We start from the raw sequence: 19,785 nt of genomic DNA, 5'->3' as shown, positions 1-19,785 counted from the left end.
ATGAGGCAATGGCCGTAGCGCTCTTCTTCCCCGGGCTCATTCCCACCCGATTCGACGCGATCAGCGAGTTCGTCACCACGAACGACCACGCCAGACGCAGGTTCGCCGAGGCGGACGAGGTGTTGGGCTACTCCCTCGCCGACGCCTACCGCGAGGCGTCGATCTACGAGTGGGAGGTGTTCGAGACGGGGTTCATGGCACTCACCCTCGCCCTCGCCGACTGCGCGCAGGACCGCCACGGCGGCCGGCCCGCCGTCTGCGGCGGGCAGAGCTTCGGCGCCTTCATGGCCGCCGTCTGGGCCGGTGCCCTGACCTACCCGGACGCGCTGGAGCTGATCCGGCGCAGCGTAGCCGTCGAGACGGACTACTTCGACTCGCTGAAGGAGCCGATGGGCTGCCACTTCTTCTACCGGCTGCCGCACGACACGGTGCAACGGCTGGTCGAGGAGACACGCGCACGCGGTGAGTGGATCGAGCTGTCGGTGGTCCTGGACGAGGAGGTCCACGCGGTGTCCGCGTCGCTGCGCTCCCTGGAGCGTTTCGAGCAGCGGGTCCGCGAGGAGGGGGGTTTCCCCTTCTACACGATGAACCGCGCCGAGCACTGCTCCGCCGTCTCCGGGCTGCGCGAGCGCCTGCACGACGAGGTCTACGGCACCGTGCCGTGGAACGCCCCGGCGATACCGGTCCTGTCCGACGTCGACGGGCGGCTCCTGACCGACCCCGAGGAGATCAAGCAGGACCTGCTGGACGGCTGGACCACCCCCGTGCACTGGCAGACCATCCTGCGGGGCCTGCACGCGGCGGCGGTCGACGAGGTGTGGATCCCGGGCCCGCGCAACATGTTCGCGCGGATCACCAACAAGTCCATCCCCACCCGGGTGATCACCCCGAAGACGGCGCTCGAAGCGTGAGCGCCGGGACGAAGACGGCGACGGACCCGGCAGGGCGCCGGGTCCTGTCGGCGGCGCTGTTCGCGAGCGCCCCGGCCGAGGTGCTCGACTTCCTGCTGCCGCTGTGGGCCGGGTCGACGTTGCAGGCCGGAGCGTCCGTGGTGGGCGCCCTCATCGCCTTCGAGGCGGTGCTGTCGCTGATCGTGCGCCCCCTGGCCGGGGAACTGGCCGACCGCTTCGACCAGCGGCGGGTGGCCGCGGCCGGCGCGGGCCTGTACGCCCTGTCGTTCGCGGGGTACGCGCTCGCCGACTCCCTCCCGGTGGCCTTCGCCGCCGCGGGACTGGGCGGCGCGGGCGGCGCGCTGTTCTGGGTCGCCCTGCGGGCCTGGACCGGGCAGGAGGCACGGGACGGCGACGGCACCGCCGCCTACGGGAAGCTGCTCTCCGCGGAGGGCCAAGGTGCTTTCGTCGGATACCTGGTGGCGTTCTCCCTGCTGGAACGGACCGGCTACCCGGTGCTGTTCTGGCTGGGCGCCGCCGCCTGCGTGCTGGCCATGGCCCTGCTGCTGCGCGGGCCGGGCAGAGCGCCGGCCCGACCGGGCGCGGAGGCCCTGGAGGCGGAGGGGCCGCTGGGGCGCGGGACGGCGGAGCGCCGGCTGCTGCCGCTGATGGTGGTGTCCGCGGTGACGGCCGCCGCCGAGGCCGGGCTGTGGATGCTGTTGCTGCTGCGGCTGCAGGGGGACCTGGGGCTGTCGCCCAACGCGATCGCGCTGGTCTTCGCCCCCGGCTTCGTGGTGTTCGTGCTGCTCCCGGAGCACGCCCACCACCTCACCGGCCGGCTGGGCCGGACCCCGACCATGGTCGCGTCGTTCGCGGCGGGCGCGCTGTTCGCCGCCGGGCTGGCGGTCGTCTCCACACCGCTCGCGATCGCCGCGTTCTGGACCGTGGCCGCCGCCTGTTTCGCGGCGCAGATCCCCGTGGAGCAGGCGACGGTGGCCGCCGCGTCCGGAGGCCGGATCGGCCGGGGCATGGGCCTCTACGAGACCGCGCGCCTGGCCGGTGTGGTGGTCGGCCCGCTGGTGATGGGGGTGCTCTACGAGGAACTCGGCTGGGTCGCCGCCTGCGCGGCGGCAGCCGCCACCTCCGCGGTGGGGGCGGTCGTGGTGCCGTTCGCGGTCCGCGTCCTGCGCCTGCCGCCGGAGGAGAACAAGGCCGGGACAGCGGCTCCGGCCGGAGCAGGGGCCGGGGCCGGGCCGGAGACAGTACACATGACAGAGGACGGAGAAGACATGGACACGAGTAAGCCGGAACCGGCGCAGCCTTCGGCGGAGCCCGCCCTGGGGCCGAAGGAGCACGCCCGCAAGGAGCGCCGGGACTGGTACATCCACACGGCCGCGTTCGCGCTGGGGCAGCTGGTCCTGTGGGCCCTGGACTCCAGTTGGCTCGTATGGCAGATCACGGACGGCAGCGTGCCCGACGACCAGCGCGGACCGCTGGTCTGGCTGGGCCGGATCTGGCTGACCATCTGGGTGATCGACACCCTCTGGTCGTGGTCCTACACCATCTGGCCGCGGGAGAAGAAGGCGAAGTCGTAGTTTCGCCGGACGGCGTCGCGTGTGGTCGGCCCGGGGCTTGCCGCCCCGGGCCGGCGGCCGTCCGGGCTCACTTCAGCTCCAGCGGGAGCCGGTCGTAGCCGCGCAGCGAGGTGACGCGCGTACGGGCCAGCGCCGTTCCGGCGCGGGCGATGTGCGGGAAGCGGGCCAGCAGCCGGGGGAAGACGACCTGGGCCTCCAGCCTGGCGAGGGCGGCGCCCAGGCAGTAGTGCGCGCCCGCGCCGAAGCTGAGCGAGCCGGACACCGGCCGGCCCGGCAGGAAGGTGTCGGGTGACTCGTACCGCTCGGGGTCGCGGTTCGCCCCGGCGAGCAGGGCCACGACCTGGGTCCCCTTCTCGATGCGTACGCCGTTCAGTTCGGTGTCCTCGCCGGTCCAGCGCGAGGCGATCTGGATGGGCGGGGTGAAGCGCAGCATCTCGTCGACCCAGGCGGCGACGTTGTCCGGCTCACCGCGCAGGCGGGCGAGGAGCCCGGGGTGGTCGAGGAGGGTGGCCGTGCCGTTGCCGATGAGGTTGCTCGTCGTCTCGTAGCCCGCGGAGTACAGCAGGACCAGGTTGGCGAGCAGTTCGCGGTGGGTGAGCCGGTCGCCGTCCGCGTCGCGGACCGCGATGAGCGTGCTCACCATGTCCTCGCGCGGATCGGCCTGCCGCTCGGCCACCAGCGCGCCCAGGCGGTCCCACAGTTCGGCGGTCGCCGCGTCGGCGCGCTCCAGGTCGGGGCCGAGGAGGTTGTGCTCGATGGCGGAGGTGATGTCCCGTACCCGCGGGCCGAACCAGGCCCGGTCCTCCTCGGGAATGCCGAGCAGTTCCCCGATGACGGTGATGGGCAGCGGCAGGGCGAGCCGTTCCATCAGGTCGACCGGGCCCGTGGAGGCGTGTCCGGCGAGGTCTTCCAGCAGGGCGTCGGTCAGCCGTTCCACCGCCGGCCGCAGTCCCTCCACGCGGCGCGGGGTGAAGGCGCGGCTGACCAGGCGCCGCAGCCGCTCGTGGTGGGGCGAGTTCTGATTGACCATCTCGCCCATGAGGGAGTGGACGGCCAGGTGCTCGGGGCCCTCGGGCCACGTGCGGGCGATCCATTCGTCGTCCTCGACCCGGAAGAGGGGATCGCGCAGCACCCGGTCGCAGTCGGCGTAGCGGGTGACGACCACGGTCCCGTCGGGCAGCCGGGCCACGGGGGCCCGCTCGCGGAGCACCGCGTAGAGGGGGTAGGGGTCGGGGCAGCCGAGCGGGCTGAACAGGGCGCGAAGGGCGCGGCGTACCTGGACCCGGTCGTCGCTCATGGTGCCTCCTGGCCCCGGGCTCGTACGGGCGAGTCCGGAAGTGGGTGGATGCGCCGCTCCGGCCCGGGTCGGGGCGGGCCGAAGCAGCGGCGGGAGGAACGGGCAGTCAGCCGGCCAGCTGCTTCTCGATCCGGATGACGATGTCGCAGACCAGCCGGAGCTCCTTCAGCTCCTCCTCGGGCAGGCTCACCCCGAAGCGCTCCTCGGCGGCGACGATGACCTCGACCATCGCCAGGGAGTCGACGTCGAGGTCGTCGATGAAGGACTTCTCCTCGGTCACGTCGGCCGGCTCCACGTCGGCGACCTCGTTCAGGATCTCGGCGAGGCCGGAGATGATTTCTTCACGCGTCATGGCGGTTACCTCTCTTGGGGTGTGTGGATGTGGCGGTGAGGGCTGGGGAGCGCGGGGCGGCGGTGGACGGCGCGCGGTGGCGGCTCAGCGGTCCTCTTCGGCGGCCGGCTTCGGCGCGGAGAGGTCGACGACGTGGTCGGCGAACTTCTTCTCGATGCCGATGAGCCGCAGTTGGCGGTACAGGCTCTCGATGCCGAGCTGCTTCATGGTGAGCCCCTGCGGGGCCGAGTCCGCCTCGCCGCCCTCCTCGATGTTGAGGGCGATCGGCGCGGCGAGCTCGATGATCTCGCGGATGTCGTCGCCGTAGCCCTCCTGCACGCCCTGGCGCAGCGCGTGCAGGCCGAAGCTGACGTGCCGGGACTCGTCGCGGCACATCGCCGTGAAGCCGGCCTTCAGTCCGGCGAGCAGCGGGATGCCGTGCAGGGAGTTCACGATGGCCCGCTGGCCGACGAGGGCCAGGACGCCCTCGGTGATCAGGTGGAAGAGAGCCACCGCGCGCAGCCAGCGACGGTAGTCCGAGGGGTGCTGCTGCAGCTCCCGGATGATCTCGGTCTCGACGCGGCTGAGTTCCTGGTGGGCCGGCGTGACCATGTTCCACGCCTGCACCAGCATCCGCTTGGGGTCGGGGTCCAGGCCGAGGAGCTCTTCGCCGAGGCGCAGCATCAGCTGCGTGTGGCGGGTCTCGTCGGCGATCTGCGTACCGAGGTAGAGGTGGTCGCGCTCCTCGGGGGCTCCGGTGAGGATCGGCCCCAGGAGGTCGAGACCGGTGTACTCGCCGATGATGAAGGTGGCGATGGACTCCTCGATCATCCTGCGCGCGGCCTTCGGGAGCCGCTTGTCGAAGTCCTCGCGGTCCGGGCCGAGTTCGATGGCCTGGGCCGACCACTGCTGCTTCTCCCAGCGCTCGTAGAGAGCCTGTGGCTGTGGCTGCTGTTCGGTGACGAGGTCGGCGTGCCGAAGGACGTCCTGCAGAGGGAGCTTCGGCATCTCGCCGAGCGAGGCGTCGTCGAGCAACAGTGTGCTCCAGCGCGGCATATCAACTCTCCATGACTCTTGAGTCAAGTTCATGACTATCCATGAATTCGACAGTGAACAGCATGCATGGCGCATCGTCAACGCGGATGAGTGGCCGGGGTGGAGTCCCTGAGATTCGCTCAGTCATGTTTCTTGACTCGCGAGTCGAGAGTGTGTCAATGTTTGGTCATCGCCCCGGCGGGCCGCCCAACAGGCCCCCGCAGAAGGGTGGTTGAAGCTCACGGCAATCAGGGAGGGAGGCGGACATGACGCAGACACGGGCTCGTGCCCTGGAACGCCGCGTGGTGATCACCGGCAGCGGCGTCGTCTCCCCCATCGGTTGCACCACCGAGGAGTTCTGGGCCGCGGCCACCGCCGGGCGCAGCGGGATCCGCACCATCACCCGTTATGACGGGGACACCCTTCCGACCCGGTTCGCCGGCGAGGTCGTGGACTTCGATCCGAAGCCGTACATGCCCAACAAGCAGGGCCGCCGACTCGACCGGTACGCCCAGTTCGCCCTCGCCGCCGCCCTCCAGGCGGTGCGGCAGGCCGGGCTGGAGGTCGACGGGGAACTCGCCGTCCGGACCGCCGTCCTGGTGGGCTCCGGCTACGGCCCGGGCCAGCTCATGCAGTCGGCCATCCACGATCTGCGCGACCACGGGCGGCGCCGGATGACCCCGTACCTCGCCTCCAGCGGTTCGCTGGACAGCGCGGCGGGCGAGATCGCCTTCCGGCTCGGCGCACGGGGCCCCTCCGGCGCAACCGCCACCGCCTGCGCGACCGGCGCCACCTGCATCGGTGACGCGATGCGCATGATCCGCCACGGCTACGCGGACGTCGTCATCGCCGGCGGGGCCGACGACGCGGTCAACCCGCTCGACCTCGCCGCCGCCGCCAACGCCGGTGCGCTCTCCCGCCGCGACGACGACCCCGGCCGTGCCAGCCGTCCCTTCGACCGGGCCCGGGACGGGTTCGTCATGGGCGCCGGCGCGGGCATCGTCGTCCTGGAATCCGCCGAGCACGCCCACCGCCGCGGCGCCACCGTACTGGCCGAACTGGCGGGCTACGGCGCGACCACCGACGCCTACCACTCGACCCATCCCCACCCCGAGGGCCTCGCCGCCCGGCAGGCCATGACCGATGCCCTGGACGACGCGGGAGTGCGGCCCGAGGACATCGACCACATCTCCGCCCACGGCACCGGCACCCAGCTCAACGACCGCATCGAGAGCGCCTCGATCCGCGCCGTGTTCGGGCGCCACGCCCTGCGCGTCCCCATCAGCTCGCTCAAGTCGATGACCGGCCACATGATCGGCGCCGCGGGTGCGGTCGAGCTGATCGCCGCGGTCCACACGATCCGCGACGGGATCGTGCCGCCGACCGTGAACTGCGACGACCCCGAGGACACGGAGCTGGACTACGTGCCCCACACCGCGCGTCCCCACGCCGTGCGCACCGTCCTCAGCAACTCGTTCGGATTCGGCGGGCACAACGCCGTGCTCGTGCTCCGGGCCCCCTCCGGCCAGTCCCGGCCGCCGTCGCAGTCCCCGTCGATGCCGGAGCCCCAGGGAGGAGAGCGATGACCAGCACGAGGCCGCAGCCCGAGGAGTACTGCCAGGCCAGCCGCGTCTTCTACGACATCGCCGGCCGCCACAACGAGGACGACACCTCCTGGTTCACCCAGACCGGCGCCCCGGCCCACGAGGGCTTCGAGCGCCGCGAGATGGACGTGTGGATCGTGCACACGCCGGTCGGCCACGTCATGCCGCAGCAGGGCTGGAAGATCCACATCTCCGGGCTGCCGGACAACGCCCGGCGCATCGTGGACGCCGCCTGGGACTACTGCACCCGCGAGGGACTGCCGTTCAAGTTCCTGCGCAGCGTCGACGTGCTGACCACCCACAGCCTCAAGTACGCCCCGCGCTCCTCCAGCGGCAAGCTGGTGACGATCTACCCGAGCGACGAGCACCAGCTGCGCCGCGCCCTGGAAGAGCTGGGCGGCCTCCTCGACGGTGAGGCGGGCCCCTACATCCTCACCGACCTGCGCTGGAACGCCGGGCCGCTGCACGTGCGCTACGGCGGCTTCGTCGCCCGGTGGTGCACCGACGAGGACGGCTCTCCCGTCGCGGCGATCGAACGCCCCGACGGCACCCTGGTCCCCGACCGGCGCCGTCCCGTGTTCGAGGTGCCCGAGTGGATCCAGCTGCCCTCCTTCCTGGCCGAGCAGCTCGCGGCCCGCGAGGCGAGCGGCTCCGCCTCGGACTTCCCCTACCGGGTCGAGCGCGCCCTGCACTTCTCCAACGGCGGTGGCGTCTACCTGGCGAAGGACGCCGAAGGGCGGCAGGTCGTCCTCAAGGAGGGCCGCCCCCACGCGGGCCTCGACGGCCGCGGCAGGGACGCGGTGACCCGTCTGGCGCGGGAGCGCCGGGCCATGGAACACCTCGCCGGCATCCCCGGCATCCCGGCCCTGTACGAGCACCGCGTCGTGTGGGAGCACCACTTCCTCGCCGTGGAGCACCTGGAGGGCGACACCCTGCAGGGCTGGCTGGCCCGGCACTACCCAATGACCAAGGCCGGACCGACCGACGACGACCTCACCGCCTACGCCCACCGGGCGCAGGCCGTGGCCGACCGCATCGAGCGGCTCGTGGCCCAGGTGCACGCCCGCGGCATGATCTTCGGCGACCTGCACCCGGCGAACATCCTCATCGACGACGAGGACCGCGTCGCACTGGTGGACTTCGAACTCGCCGTCCCCGTCGAGGAGGCGGACCGGCTCGGCCTCGGCCACCCCGGATTCGCCGGAGCCGGACGCACCGGCTTCGACATCGACCGGCACGCCCTGGCCGCCCTGCGCCTGTGGCTGCTGTTCCCGCTCACCGGGCTGAACGAGCTCGACCCGGGACGCGGCGTGCGGCAGGCGGACATCGCCGAGAAGCGGTTCGCCCTGCCCGCCGGCAGCCTGGACGCCGTACGCCGTGAACTGGCCCCCGGCGAGCAGGCACGCGACCGGGTGCCGCCCGTGCTCCGCGAGGCGCTGAGCGTGGAGCTCGACGAGACGCGGCCGGACTGGGCTGCCGTACGGAAGTCCCTGGCGGAAGCCGTCCTGCTCTCGGCCACCCCCGAGCGCGGCGACCGGCTCTTCCCCGGCGACGTACGGCAGTTCCTCACCGACGGACTGGGCCTCGCCCACGGTGCGGCGGGCGTCCTGTGGGCGCTGCACACCTCGGGCGCGGGGCGCTTCCCCGAGCACGAGGAGTGGCTGATCAAGGCCGCCGACCGGCGGCCGCCGTCGCGGCCGGGCCTCTACGACGGGGCGCACGGAGTCGCCCACGTCCTGCGGGAGTTCGGCCACCTGGACGCGGCCGAGCGACTGCTGGCACGAAGTGCGCAGGCCATCGGGCCGCTGCGCGACCTGAGCCTGCAGCGCGGCACCGCCGGCATCGGCCTCGACCTGCTGGAGGCCGCCGCCCGCACGGGCGGAGGCGACCACTTCCGCCGCGCCCTGGGCCTGGCCGACCGGATGGCCGACGCGATCGCCCTGGGCACCGCCCCGGGCATCACGGCCGGCCCCGGCCGGGGCAGCCGGGCCGGGCTGCTGCGCGGCTGGTCCGGGCCCGCCCTGTTCTTCCTGCGGCTGTACGAGGACACGGCGGACACGGCCCACCTCGACCTGGCGGTCCGGGCACTCCACCACGACCTCGACCTGTGTGCGCCGGCCGAGGACGGCTCGCTCCAGGTCGACGGCGGATTCCGTTCGCTGCCGTACCTGGAAGTGGGCAGCGCGGGCATCGCACTGGTCGCGGACCAGGTCCTCGCCCACCGCCGGGACGCCCGGCTGGAGCGGGCACTGCCGCTCCTGGTGCGGGCGGCCGAGCCCGAGTTCACCGTCGAGCCGCACCTGTTCGGCGGCCGGGCCGGCCTGCTGGCGACGCTCGCCTCGCTGCGCACCCGCAGCGCGGGAACGGCACCCGGGACGGCCGTGGCGCGGCACCTGTCGCGACTCCACTGGCACGCGCTGTCCTACCGCGGCCACCTCGCCTTCCCCGGCGAGCAGCTGCGCAGGCTCTCGATGGACCTGGCCACCGGCAGCCCCGGCATCCTGCTGGCCCTCACCGCGGCACTCGACGGACGGCGGGACTTCCTGCCCTTCCTGGCGCCGCGCACGGACCGCCCCACCGGCGTGGACCACCACGCCCCCTGAGCTCCGGACGGCATCAGCCGACCGGTTGTCCACTGACCCCGATACATCGGAGAGGAGGAAACATCATGTCGATCGTTCTCGACCTGCAGGGCCTTGAGGTCCCCGCCGAGGAGACCACGCGCGTCGCCAGCACCGCCAGCAACCACTGCTGAACGAGCTGAGCAGCTCCGGTGCCCGCCCTTCCGGGCGGGCCCCGGAGCTCGTCCATTTCCACGGTTTCCACGGTTTCCATGTTTTCCACGTGTTCCGCGCGCTCTGCGCGTTCTGCGCGCCGAGTCGCACCGGCGCCCCGAAGGACCCTGAGGGAGAGACCCGTATGAGCGGCCTGCTCGACGGCAAGAGACTCGTCATCACCGGTGTGATCTTCGAGAGTTCGATCGCCTACGCGGTGGCACGCCTCGCCCAGCAGGAGGGCGCGCACATCGTCCTGACCGCGTACGGACGCGCCTCGCTGGTGCGGCGGCTCGCCCGCCGGCTGCCCCACGAACCCCCGGTCGTGGATCTCGACGTCACCGCGCCCGACCAGCTGGCCACGCTCGCGGACCGCGTCGGTGAGCACCTCGACGGCGTCGACGGCGTGCTCCACTCGATCGCGCACGCCCCGGCCGAATGCCTCGACGGCGGCTTCATGACCGCCGGGTGGCCGCAGGTCTCCGCCGCCCTGCACACCTCCACCTACTCGCTCCAGGCCCTCGTGGTGGCCTGCCGGCCCCTGCTCCGCCCCGGCGCGTCCGTCGTGGGCGTGGACTTCGACGCCTCCCGGGCCTGGCCCGGCTACGACTGGATGGGCGTGGCCAAGGCGGGACTGGAGGCGTGCAGCCGCTACCTCGCCCGCGAGCTCGGCCCCGACGGCATCAGGGTCAACCTGGTCGCGGCCGGCCCCCTGCGCACCCTGGCCGCGCGTGGCATCGGCGGCGACGGACCGGCCTTCGAGACCGGGTGGGCGACGCGCGCCCCCCTCGGCTGGGACTCCGCCGACGCGACCCCCGTCGCCCGTACCTGCCTGGCACTGCTGTCGAACTGGCTTCCCGCCACCACGGGAGAGATCGTCCACGCGGACGGCGGCCACCACATGATCGGGAGCTGACGTGCACCACCTGGGATCGGCCCACGGGCCCGACATCACCTTCCTCGGCGTTCCGCGGCTCGACCTGTCCGACCCGCCCCAGGACGCCGACGTGGTCATCCTCGGCGCCCCCTTCGACGGCGGCACCTCGCACCGGCCCGGCGCCCGCTTCGGTCCGTCCGCGATGCGCCAGGCCTGTTACCTGCCGCAGAACGGCGCCCGCCGCAGCCTGGCCATGGGCGTGGACCCGCTCACGGAACTGAAGGTGTACGACGCCGGCGACGTCCCCTGCTACTCCGGCGACATCGAGCAGAGCATCCGGAGCATCGAGCAGGCGGTGCGGATGACGGCCGCGCTCGGGGCGATCCCCGTCGTGCTCGGCGGCGACCACACGATCGCGCTCCCCGACATGCGCGGGCTGGCCCGCCACCACGGCTTCGGACGCATCGCGATGCTGCACTTCGACGCCCACGCCGACACCGGCGAGGTGGAGGACGGCCCGCTGTACGGCCACGGCAAGCCGATGCGCCAGCTCATCGAGTCGGGCGCGGTGCGCGGCGACCGCTTCCTCCAGATCGGGCTGCGCGGCTACTGGCCCGGCCCGGACACCCTGCGCTGGATGGCGGGCGAGGGCATGCGCTCCTACGAGATGTCCGAGATCACCTCGCGCGGCCTGCCGGCCTGTCTCACCGAGGCCTTCGCCGTCGCCATGGACGACTGCGACGGGGTGTTCCTGTCGGTCGACGTGGACGTGGTGGACCCCGGCCAGGCGCCGGGCACCGGCACTCCGGAACCGGGCGGTCTGACCTCCCGTGAGCTGCTGGACGCGGTGCGCCGGATCGCCTACGAGCTTCCCGTGGTCGGCGTCGAGGTCGTCGAGGTGGCGCCCCCCTACGACCACGCCGACATCACCGCCTACCTGGGCAACCGCGTCGTCCTGGAGGCACTGACCGGCATCGCCCGGCGGCGCCGCGACCGGGCCCTGGGCACGCGGTGGGATCCGCGCACCCCGCTGCTGGAACGGGAAACGCAAGAAGGAGCACACCGGTGACCGTGACGAGGACCGAGGAACCTACGGCACAGGCGGCACAGGCGGCACAGGCGGTACGGACGGCACCCCCGGCCCTGCCGGCCGGCGCCCCCGCCGCCGCACCCGGACTCGCCGACGCGGCCGGCACGCTCACCGGGGCCGCGCTCACCCGCCGGGTGCTCGCCGCCGCGGGGGAGCTGCGCGGGCGCGGCGTCGGACCGGGCGACCGGGTCCTGGTCAAGGGCGACAACTGCGTCGACTACGTCGTGGCCCTGCTCGCCCTGATGCACCTGGACGCCTCGCTGGTGCCGGTGGACCACCGCCAGTCGGCGGCGGACGGACGGTTCGCGGCCCGCCGGGCGCGGGCGCGATGGCTGCTGACCCGTGAAGCGGCCGCCGACGACCTCCCCGGCGAGCGCGTGCTGGCCTATCCCGGCCTGGGCGCGGGCCACGCCCCGCTCGACGGCGAAGTCGACCTGTCCGCGTGGTTCGCCCGCGCCGACGCCGTGGTGCTGTGGTCCTCGGGAACGACCGGCCCGCCCAAGGGAATCGTGAAGTCCGGGCGCGCGCTCCACGACAACACCCTGCGCACCATCGCGGCCATGGGGTACCGCGCGGACGACGTGCTCGCCCCGCTGCTGCCCTTCTCCCACCAGTACGGGCTGTCCGTGGTGCTGCTGTGGTGGCTGGCCGGCTGCACGCTGGCCGTCACGCCCTACCAGCGGCTCGACGTGGCCCTCGCCCAGGCCGCCGGGCACGGGGTCACGGCCGTGGACGCCGCCCCGTCCACCTACCACTCCCTGCTCGGCGTCGTGCGCCGCCGCCCCGAGCTGCGCGCCGCGCTGAGCCGCGTACGCGTCTGGGGCGTCGGCGGCGCCCCGCTGCCCGCGCCGCTCGCGGCGGCCTTCCCGGCGGCCCTGGGCCGGCCCCTCCTCGACGGGTACGGACTCACCGAGCTCGGGAACGTCGCGCTGGCCACCCCCGACGTGCCCATCGGCTGCGGCAGGCCGCTGCCGGGCATCGAGGTACGGGTCGTGCGCCCGGACGGCGGGCCGGCCGCCCCCGGCGAGCTCGGCGAGATCGAGGTGCTCTCGCCCGGGCTGATGGAGGGCCACCTGCTCGACGACGGCACCCTCGCCCCCGTGCCCCAGGGCTCCTGGTACCGCACGGCCGACCTCGGGCACCTCGACCCCGAGGGCCATCTGTACGTGGTGGGGCGCAACCAGGCCGTGCACCGGTCGGGCTTCACGCTCTACCCGGAGAGCCTGGAGCGCAAGGCCGAGGCGTGCGGCCGGCAGGTCAAGGCGCTGGCGGTGGAGGACCTGCGGCGCGGCTGCGCCCTGCACTTCGTCGTGGCCGACCCCGAGGGGGGCTCGCCGGCCCAGTGGCGCCGGCGGATGGCCCCGCATCTGGCGGAGTACGAACAGCCCAACGCCGTCCACGTCGTCGACCGCTTTCCGCTGAGCGCCAACGGGAAGACCGACACGGCGGCCCTGCGGAAGATGGTCGGTGTGGAAGCCGCCTGATCCGCCCGCACCCCTGGTGCCGGTCGCTCCGCCCGACCCCCGCGGGCGGAGCGACCTGTGGTTCACCGCCGGAGCAGGACCAGCGAGGCGTTGTTGCCCCCGAAGCCGAAGCTGTTGACGGCGGCCGTCCGGGCGCCGGCGACCTCCGTCGGGGCCGTGGGCAGCACCAGCCGGTCGGTGGGCTCCGGGCGGGTGAGGCCCGCGGTGGGCGTGACGATCCCGCTGCGCAGGGTCTGGGCGGCCGCGGCGATGGCCGGTGCGCCGGAGATGTGCAGCAGGTGGCCGATGGCGCCCTTGTGCGAGCTGACGGGCAGGGCGCGGGCGCCGCAGTCCGCGGCGACGGCCTCGACGGCGGCCAGTTCCGCCGCGTCGCCCTGACCGGTCCCGGTCGCGTGCGCGTGCACGTGGTCCAGCCCGTGCACCGAGGCGTCGTCGAGGGCGTCGCGCATGCAGGCGGCGATCCGGCCGGTGTCCGAGGCGGCGGACTTGGCGCCGGAGACCCGGCAGGCCGCGCCCGCGACGACGAGGTCCGCCGACGCCCCGCGGGCCCGTGCGTGTGCGGCGCTCTCCAGGACGACGGCGCCGCCGCCCTCGCCGAGCGAGATGCCCGCCCGTTCGACGTCGAAGGGCCGGGCGGCCGTGCGGCCGACGGCCCGGACGACGTCCATGCTGGCGTACTCGTACCGGTTGAGCGCCGACGAGCCCACCACCGCGGCCACGGGCGCGGCTCCCGCGCGCAGCAGCTCGCGGGCGTACCCGACGGCGAAGACGGCGGATGCGCAGGCGTGCGAGAGGTGCACGTACCGCACGTCCGGGCGCACCCCGAGGACCTCGGCGGGGTCGGGGCCCATGAACTCCCGCTCGCCGGCGGTCGGCCGGGCACGGCCCCGGTCGGGCCGGGGGAGGACGGCCTGGCCGACGAGGATCACGACGGAGCCGTCCGGGAGCCGGGCGAGGTTCGCGGCGTGCAGCGCCTCCTGCAGGGCGGCCCGGGCGTAGGCGCTCTTGCGGGGACCCGCGTCCGGCTGCGGTCCCGCCTCGGGTACCTCACCGACCGGTTCGCCCCGGTAGGGCGGCGCCGTGAAGCGCCGGGCGGGCCCCAGGGCGGAGCGTCCGCCGAGCAGGCCCCGCCAGTAGGGCTCCACGCCGCGGCCGAAGGGGGTGACCAGGCCGAGTCCGCTGATGACGATGTCGCTCACAGGCCGGCCGCCTTCCAGGTGGTGGCGAGGGCGAGGCAGTCCGCGTCACGCGGGTCCTCGCCGGGGAACACGATCAGGTCCAGTACGACGGCGGCCGGGCGGGCGGCGGTGACCGGAGGGGTGAACTCGGCGTCGGACGCCGGCAGGTGCGCCAGCAGGTAGCAGTCCCCCCGGTGTTCCGAGGCGGTCAGATAGGGGCGCACGAGTTCGGAGGTCTCCATTCCGACGGAGTCGGAGGGCCGCAGCCGGCGGGCGGGGTCGTGGCAGCGGGCGACGAAGCGCCGGGCCGCCCACGTGCCGTAGTCGTGGCACAGGACGTACAGCGCGGCCGTCGCCCGCTCGTCCTCGGGCAGCGCGCCGAAGGCGGCGCCGAGGGCCGCGGAGGCCGCCTCCGCCGGCTTGCGGTGCACGGAGGGCGCCGCCACCGGCACCGGGACGGCGGCCACCCGGGCCTCGTCGGTCCCGGCAAGCGCCCGGTGCCACCGCACCGCGACGGGCCTTCTGGTTCCTGTCGTCATCCCAACCCCTCTACCGCAAGTCATGATCTGTCGAATATGCTCAGTCGGTAGTCAAGCTTTGTCAACGAAACGAAAGGCGAGTCATGCCGCTCCACGTCGGATTCGTCGGGATCGCGTGGCACGGTCATGTGAACCCCACCCTCGGCCTGGTCGAAGAGCTGGTGCGACGGGGCCACCGGGTCTCGTACGCGGTCACCGAGGCCTTCGCCGAGACGGTACGAGCCGTCGGCGCGGAGCCCGTCGTCTACCGGAACCCGGTCGACGACGCCCTGACCGACGACGGCCTGGACATCTCGCCGACGGACTTCCTCCGCGAGGCCGACGCCGCCCTGCCCGTGCTGACCGAGGCCTGGGCCACCGACCGGCCCGACGTCATCGCCTACGACGGGATCGCCTGGGCCGGACGGGTCCTCGCCGCCAAGTGGCACGTCCCGGCCGCCGAGATGTGGCCCTCCTTCGTCTCCAACGAACACTTCTCCCTGGAGGCGGAGTTCCTGGCGGACCAGCCACTGCACCCCGGAGTCCTGCGGTTCGTCCGCGAACTGACCCGCTTCCTGACCGCGCACGGCCTGCCCGCGACATCCGCCGGCGACTTCCTCGGCCACACCGAGCCGCTGCGCCTGGTCTTCCTGCCGCGCTCCTTCCAGTACCGCGGGGAGACCTTCGACGACCGCTTCGCCTTCGTCGGGCCCTGCGCCGGCGACCGCGGGTTCCAGGGCGACTGGCACCCCGCCGGGGACCGCAGGCCGGTGCTGCTGATCGCTCTGGGCACCGCCTGCTACGAATGGCCCGAGTTCTTCCGGATGTGCGGCGAGGCCGTCGCGGACCTGCCCTGGCAGGTCGTCATGGCCTACGGCCCCGGGCTCGACCCCGACGCCCTCGGCACACTGCCCGAACACGTCGACGCCCGGCCGTACGTCCCCCAGCTCGCCGTCCTGCGCCATGCCGACGCCTTCGTCACCCACGCGGGCATGGGCAGCACGATGGAAGCCCTCCTCCACGGGACCCCGATGGTGGCCGTCCCGCAGACCCGGGAACAGGCCGCCGTCGCCGAGCGCATCGGCCAACTGGGTCTCGGCGTCCGCCTCGACCGCGAGCAGCTGACCGCGCACACCCTGCGCGAAGCCCTCGTGCGCGTCATGGACGACCCCCGCATCCGCGCCAACGCCGCGCGGATGCAGGAGGAGCTGCACTCCGCGGGCGCCGCCCCCGAGGCCGCCGACCGCCTGGAACTGCTCGTCGCGTCCGCCGCGCACGGCACCTGACCACCCCCCACCCCCCCGTCCATCCATCCAGCACCTTCACTCAGGGAGTCGCCATGCAGGGCAAACTCGTCAGGCTCGAACGGCCCAGGGACGAGGACTACGAGCTGATGGCACGGTGGTTCGGGCCCGACGCCCCCGCCGCCGTCATGGCCGCCACCGACGGAGACGTCGTCACCGCCGAGGAGTTCCGCCGGCTCGACCAGAGCGGCGGCCTGCGCCAGTTCGCCGTCCGCGACGCCGAGGACCGCACCGTGGGCGCCGTCCACTTCAAGCCCCAGGGCCCGGTCGGCGGATACGTCCTCGGCGGCGCGATCGGAGATCGCGAACTGTGGCGCCGCGGCCTGGGCGCCGAGGCCTTCGACCTCCTGATCGACCACCTCTTCCACGCCCGCAACGCCCACCGCGTGCAGTTCACCACGGCGCTCTACAACAAGAACGTGCTCCGCCTGGTGACCGGCGTCGGCTTCACCCTCGAGGGCATCCTGCGCGAGTACTTCTACCTCGACGGCCGCCACCACGACGGCGCGGTGTGGGGACTGCTGCGCCACGAGTACTACGCGGCGGTCGAGGAGCTCAAGCGCACCGACGCCACCTTCTCGCTGCCGGACGCCATCCCCGAGGAGGACAAGGCACAGGCCCGCCGGCTCCTCGCCGAGTACATCGCCAGCCCCTTCGGCAAGACCTCGACAGGACTCCTGCTCGCCGCCGCGGGCGTCGCCCCCGCGGAGCACGACCGGGACCGTACGCACGAGGGCGACCGGCAGCCCGGGGCCGGCGAGCGGTGACAGCGCTGCGCTGGAGCACGCTGGTCCTCTCCCCGCACTTCGACGACGCGGCCCTCTCCGTCGCCGGCCTGATCGGCCGGCTGGACGGCCCCGCCGCCGTGGTCACCGTCCACGGCGGCGCCCCGCCCGCGGGGGCGCCCGTCTCCTGGTGGGACGCGGGCTGCGGATTCGCCACGGCAGCGGAGGCCCACCGCACGCGCCTGGAGGAGGACGCGCGGGCCTGTGCCCTGATGGGGGTGGATCAGCTGACCCTGCCCAACGCCGACAGCCCGTACCGGAGCGGTGGCCCCCTCACCGGGCTGAGCGAACTCCTGCGGGAGCTGCACCCCGACACCAAGGTGCTGGTACCGCTCGGCACCGACCAGCCGGACCACGCGGCCGTCCGCGACCAGGCCCTCGCCGCCCTCACCGACCCGGCGGGCCCCCGGCCGTACGTGTACGCCGACCTGCCCTACACGGGCGCCGTGCGCCGGTGGGGTACGGACGCGGCGGTCGAACGCCTGACCGGTGACCCCCGGTACGGGGCCGCGCTGCGCGAGACCGCGGCCCGTCACCGGATGCGGGTGGCCTACGACGTCCGCCTCGACGACACCGAATGGGCCGCCAAGCGCGCGGCCATCGTCTGCCACAGCTCGCAAATCGCCCCGGTGGCCGTCGGCCACGGCCCCTTCCTGCGCAAGCCCGGCCCCCTGCAGGCCGAGCTGGTCTGGGAGCTGGAGCCGCTCGGGGACGCCACCGCACACCTCCGGGAGCCCTGATGCCCGCCACCCGCCGCACCTCGGTGTCCACCGCACACTTCGACAAGGCCTACCGCGCCAGGACCGACCCCTGGGGAACCCTCCACAAGGCCTACGAGCGGGAGAAGTTCGCCGACACCGCGTCCCTGCTGCCCGCCGGGCGCTTCGGCTCCGCACTGGAGATCGGCTGCGGCGTGGGCGCCCTGACCCGGCTCCTGGCGCCGCACTGCGACGCGCTGCTCGCCACCGACTGCTCCGGAGCGGCGATCGAACAGGCCCGCGGACACTGCGCGGACCTGGACGGCGTCTCGTTCGCGACGCTGCGGGTGCCCGAGGACCTGGTCGAGGGGCAGGCGGACCTCGACCTCGTCGTCATGTCCGAGGTGGGCTACTACCTGTCGGACGCCGACCTGCGGCTCGCGGCCCGGCGGATCGGCGCCCGGCTGCGGCCCGGCGGCCATCTGCTGCTCGCGCACTGGGTCCACGAGGGCCCCGAAGGGGTCATGACGGGACGGGGGGTCCACGAGGTCTTCCGCGCCGTTCCGGGGATCGTCCAGGTCGCCGGCCGGGACGCGAGCCGCTACGGCGAGACGTACCGACTGGATCTGCTCCGGCGCGAAGCATAGGGGGTTCCCTGCCGGCCAGGCCGGCCGCCGGCCGGCGGCAACCGGGATGTGCCGATGTCTTGTCCAACTCGCTACCCGTTAGTAGCCTCCAGGCGTCGAACAGGCTTGTGACACGTGGGGGGTGGGCGCATCGTGCTGCGAAGACTCGTGGCCGGACTGGCCGCGATCGTGCTCGTCGCGGAGGCGGCGGTGCTCGTGCTCGTCCACATCGTGCTGGGCCGGACCACGGCCAACCAGTCGATGTCCATCGCGGGCAGCGATCCGGACGTCATGTCCAAGGCCACCTACGCCATGGGCGCCGGCATGGGCGCCTTCCTGGTGCTGTGCGCCGTGTTCGCCGCCGTCGCAGCGCTGCGCGACCGCCCGCCGGGCCGCTTCGCCCGCGTCGTCCTCATCAGCGCCGCCGTCACCCACGCGGTGCTCGGCATGCTCGCCGTCGGCCTGGTCGGCTGGGCCGCCTTCGCGACGCTGATGCTGATCCTGTGTCTGCTCGTACTGATCCTGACCCTCTACCCCGCCGCAGCCCGGCAGGGCGGCGAGGGTGACGGCGGCGGTCCGGTCGAGGACGCACCGCCACCGCCGCCGATCGGGGAGCTCAAGCCCACAAGTCCGTGATGGACACGCCCAGTTCGCCCAGCAGGGAGCGCAGCAGCGGCATGGACAGGCCGATCACGTTGCCGTGATCCCCGTCGATGCCGTCGATGAACGGCGCAGACAGCCCGTCCAGGGTGAACGCACCCGCCACGTGCAGCGGCTCGCCGCTCGCCACGTACGCCGCGACCTCCGCGTCCGTCGGCTCGCCGAAGCGGACCGTCGTCGACGCCGTGGCCGAGACCTGCCGCCCGGTCGCCGTGTCGATCACGCAGTGCCCGGTGCGCAGCACGCCCGCCCGGCCGCGCATCGCCTTCCAGCGCGCGGTGGCCTCTGCGGCGTCCGCGGGTTTGCCCAGCGCCTCGCCGTCCAGCTCCAGTACCGAGTCGCAGCCGATCACCAGGGCGCCCGCGGCCTCGTCCAGGCCGGCCACGACGGCCGCCTTCGCCTCGGCCAGCGCGAGCGCCAGCTGGGCCGGCTCGTCGTGGTCCAGGGTGTCCTCGTCGAAGCCGCTGACGATCACGTGCGGGGCGAGGCCGGCCTGCCGCAGCAGGTTCAGCCGGGCGGGGGATGCGGAGGCGAGGACGAGCCCCCGCGCGTTCGAGGGCTGGGGCGTGGCAGTCATGCCCGCCATCGTAGGCGGGGCCGGGCGCGGCTCAGAAGTGGCTCACGCCGAGGACGTAGACCACCACGAGCATGGCGAGGGCGAGCACCACGGTGAGCCGCCGGATCATCGCCTGCGCGTCGCGCATGTCCTTGGGCGGCTCGTTCTTCGGGTCGGACCAGAGCATGTTCCGATCCTGGCCCCGGGGGCGGGTCCGGCGCCTGAGTACGGGTACTCAAGCGCCGCCCCGCGTTCACCCCATGCCGGCTACCCGGGCCAGTACGTGCGGCCCCAGGCCCGCGGCCCGGGGTGCGGCAGCCGCCGCCGTGCCACCCGGGCCGGCGTCGACCACTCGTCCGTGACCTGCGGGGCGCCCGACGGCTGCGACGAGGCCAGCAGCGCCGCGCGCGCCTGGACCACCGCCAGTGCGGCGGCCAGCTCCTCCGGGGTCGGATTGCCCTTGACGACCTTGATCACCACGGT

Annotated in this window: 20 protein-coding genes; 12 read left to right on the top strand and 8 right to left on the bottom strand. The window is 73.5% G+C overall.

Features of this window, described 5'->3' with window-relative positions:
- The first annotated feature begins 8 nt into the window (after nucleotides 1-8).
- The gene (locus ACZ3X1_RS14305; protein ID WP_362625248.1) at nucleotides 9-911 is read left to right on the top strand and encodes an ACP S-malonyltransferase; all 903 of its coding nucleotides are present in this window, start codon (nucleotides 9-11) and stop codon (nucleotides 909-911) included.
- On the top strand, nucleotides 908-2,485 hold the full coding sequence (locus ACZ3X1_RS14300; protein ID WP_467279850.1) for an MFS transporter: 1,578 nt from the start codon (nucleotides 908-910) through the stop codon (nucleotides 2,483-2,485). Before ACZ3X1_RS14305 ends, ACZ3X1_RS14300 begins: the two co-directional genes overlap by 4 nt.
- Nucleotides 2,486-2,552: 67 nt before the next feature.
- On the opposite strand, the gene ACZ3X1_RS14295 is transcribed toward ACZ3X1_RS14300, so the two are convergent.
- From ACZ3X1_RS14295 to ACZ3X1_RS14285, 3 genes are all read right to left on the bottom strand, one after another.
- Nucleotides 2,553-3,782 carry a cytochrome P450 gene (locus ACZ3X1_RS14295; RefSeq protein WP_390075641.1) on the bottom strand — a complete coding sequence of 410 codons (1,230 nt, stop codon included), beginning with the start codon at nucleotides 3,780-3,782 and terminating at the stop codon, nucleotides 2,553-2,555.
- 106 nt (nucleotides 3,783-3,888) lie between these two features.
- A complete protein-coding gene (locus ACZ3X1_RS14290) occupies nucleotides 3,889-4,134 on the bottom strand; it encodes an acyl carrier protein (RefSeq protein ID WP_356812455.1) in 246 nt (81 codons plus the stop codon).
- An 84-nt stretch (nucleotides 4,135-4,218) separates the two neighbouring features.
- Complete coding sequence (locus tag ACZ3X1_RS14285; protein WP_356812456.1) at nucleotides 4,219-5,169, bottom strand: ribonucleotide-diphosphate reductase subunit beta; 951 nt, start codon at nucleotides 5,167-5,169, stop codon at nucleotides 4,219-4,221.
- Between the two features lie 245 nt (nucleotides 5,170-5,414).
- On the opposite strand from ACZ3X1_RS14285, the gene fabF reads away from it, so the two are divergent.
- The 5 genes from fabF to ACZ3X1_RS14260 all read left to right on the top strand — a co-directional run bounded on the left by fabF (nucleotide 5,415) and on the right by ACZ3X1_RS14260 (nucleotide 12,977).
- On the top strand, nucleotides 5,415-6,734 hold the full coding sequence (gene fabF, locus ACZ3X1_RS14280; RefSeq protein WP_356812457.1) for a beta-ketoacyl-ACP synthase II: 1,320 nt from the start codon (nucleotides 5,415-5,417) through the stop codon (nucleotides 6,732-6,734).
- Nucleotides 6,731-9,355: a class III lanthionine synthetase LanKC gene (lanKC, locus tag ACZ3X1_RS14275; RefSeq protein WP_467279845.1), complete on the top strand. Its 2,625-nt coding sequence runs from the start codon at nucleotides 6,731-6,733 to the stop codon at nucleotides 9,353-9,355. The genes fabF and lanKC overlap by 4 nt, the downstream gene beginning before the upstream one ends.
- A gap of 316 nt (nucleotides 9,356-9,671) precedes the next feature.
- Nucleotides 9,672-10,442: an enoyl-ACP reductase FabI gene (gene fabI, locus ACZ3X1_RS14270; protein WP_467279843.1), complete on the top strand. Its 771-nt coding sequence runs from the start codon at nucleotides 9,672-9,674 to the stop codon at nucleotides 10,440-10,442.
- Nucleotide 10,443: 1 nt separating this feature from the next.
- Nucleotides 10,444-11,472 carry an agmatinase gene (gene speB / locus ACZ3X1_RS14265; protein ID WP_356812461.1) on the top strand — a complete coding sequence of 343 codons (1,029 nt, stop codon included), beginning with the start codon at nucleotides 10,444-10,446 and terminating at the stop codon, nucleotides 11,470-11,472.
- Nucleotides 11,469-12,977 carry a class I adenylate-forming enzyme family protein gene (locus ACZ3X1_RS14260; protein WP_467279840.1) on the top strand — a complete coding sequence of 503 codons (1,509 nt, stop codon included), beginning with the start codon at nucleotides 11,469-11,471 and terminating at the stop codon, nucleotides 12,975-12,977. Before speB ends, ACZ3X1_RS14260 begins: the two co-directional genes overlap by 4 nt.
- A gap of 62 nt (nucleotides 12,978-13,039) precedes the next feature.
- Here the strand turns inward: ACZ3X1_RS14260 and ACZ3X1_RS14255 are convergent, their stop codons facing one another.
- Nucleotides 13,040-14,176 carry a beta-ketoacyl synthase N-terminal-like domain-containing protein gene (locus ACZ3X1_RS14255; RefSeq protein ID WP_467279838.1) on the bottom strand — a complete coding sequence of 379 codons (1,137 nt, stop codon included), beginning with the start codon at nucleotides 14,174-14,176 and terminating at the stop codon, nucleotides 13,040-13,042.
- Nucleotides 14,173-14,694 (bottom strand): hypothetical protein, encoded by a 522-nt coding sequence (locus ACZ3X1_RS14250; RefSeq protein WP_362625263.1) that lies wholly within the window; start codon nucleotides 14,692-14,694, stop codon nucleotides 14,173-14,175. Before ACZ3X1_RS14250 ends, ACZ3X1_RS14255 begins: the two co-directional genes overlap by 4 nt.
- 83 nt (nucleotides 14,695-14,777) lie before the next feature.
- Between ACZ3X1_RS14250 and ACZ3X1_RS14245 the strand changes: the two genes are divergently transcribed.
- From ACZ3X1_RS14245 to ACZ3X1_RS14225, 5 genes are all read left to right on the top strand, one after another.
- The gene (locus ACZ3X1_RS14245) at nucleotides 14,778-15,959 is read left to right on the top strand and encodes a macrolide family glycosyltransferase (RefSeq protein WP_467279836.1); all 1,182 of its coding nucleotides are present in this window, start codon (nucleotides 14,778-14,780) and stop codon (nucleotides 15,957-15,959) included.
- A gap of 53 nt (nucleotides 15,960-16,012) precedes the next feature.
- Nucleotides 16,013-16,744 carry a GNAT family N-acetyltransferase gene (locus tag ACZ3X1_RS14240; protein ID WP_356812466.1) on the top strand — a complete coding sequence of 244 codons (732 nt, stop codon included), beginning with the start codon at nucleotides 16,013-16,015 and terminating at the stop codon, nucleotides 16,742-16,744.
- Nucleotides 16,741-17,502, top strand: a complete 762-nt coding sequence (locus ACZ3X1_RS14235) for a PIG-L deacetylase family protein (protein ID WP_356812467.1) — start codon at nucleotides 16,741-16,743, stop codon at nucleotides 17,500-17,502. The genes ACZ3X1_RS14240 and ACZ3X1_RS14235 overlap by 4 nt, the downstream gene beginning before the upstream one ends.
- Complete coding sequence (locus ACZ3X1_RS14230) at nucleotides 17,502-18,107, top strand: class I SAM-dependent DNA methyltransferase (RefSeq protein WP_467279832.1); 606 nt, start codon at nucleotides 17,502-17,504, stop codon at nucleotides 18,105-18,107. The genes ACZ3X1_RS14235 and ACZ3X1_RS14230 overlap by 1 nt, the downstream gene beginning before the upstream one ends.
- Before the next feature lie 132 nt (nucleotides 18,108-18,239).
- Nucleotides 18,240-18,722, top strand: a complete 483-nt coding sequence (locus tag ACZ3X1_RS14225) for a hypothetical protein (protein WP_362625270.1) — start codon at nucleotides 18,240-18,242, stop codon at nucleotides 18,720-18,722.
- On the opposite strand, the gene ACZ3X1_RS14220 is transcribed toward ACZ3X1_RS14225, so the two are convergent.
- From ACZ3X1_RS14220 to ACZ3X1_RS14210, 3 genes are all read right to left on the bottom strand, one after another.
- A complete protein-coding gene (locus tag ACZ3X1_RS14220; protein WP_467279827.1) occupies nucleotides 18,703-19,332 on the bottom strand; it encodes a Maf family protein in 630 nt (209 codons plus the stop codon). The two genes, ACZ3X1_RS14225 and ACZ3X1_RS14220, sit on opposite strands and share 20 nt — an antisense overlap.
- Before the next feature lie 22 nt (nucleotides 19,333-19,354).
- On the bottom strand, nucleotides 19,355-19,489 hold the full coding sequence (gene mmpB, locus ACZ3X1_RS14215) for a morphogenic membrane protein MmpB (RefSeq protein WP_257856429.1): 135 nt from the start codon (nucleotides 19,487-19,489) through the stop codon (nucleotides 19,355-19,357).
- A gap of 80 nt (nucleotides 19,490-19,569) precedes the next feature.
- The gene (locus ACZ3X1_RS14210; protein ID WP_356812471.1) at nucleotides 19,570-19,782 is read right to left on the bottom strand and encodes an acyl-CoA carboxylase epsilon subunit; all 213 of its coding nucleotides are present in this window, start codon (nucleotides 19,780-19,782) and stop codon (nucleotides 19,570-19,572) included.
- Nucleotides 19,783-19,785 lie beyond the last annotated feature (3 nt).

The sequence above is a fragment of the Streptomyces sp. NPDC023541 genome, assembly GCF_055559995.1.
This window is presented reverse-complemented; position numbering and strand designations above follow the sequence as displayed.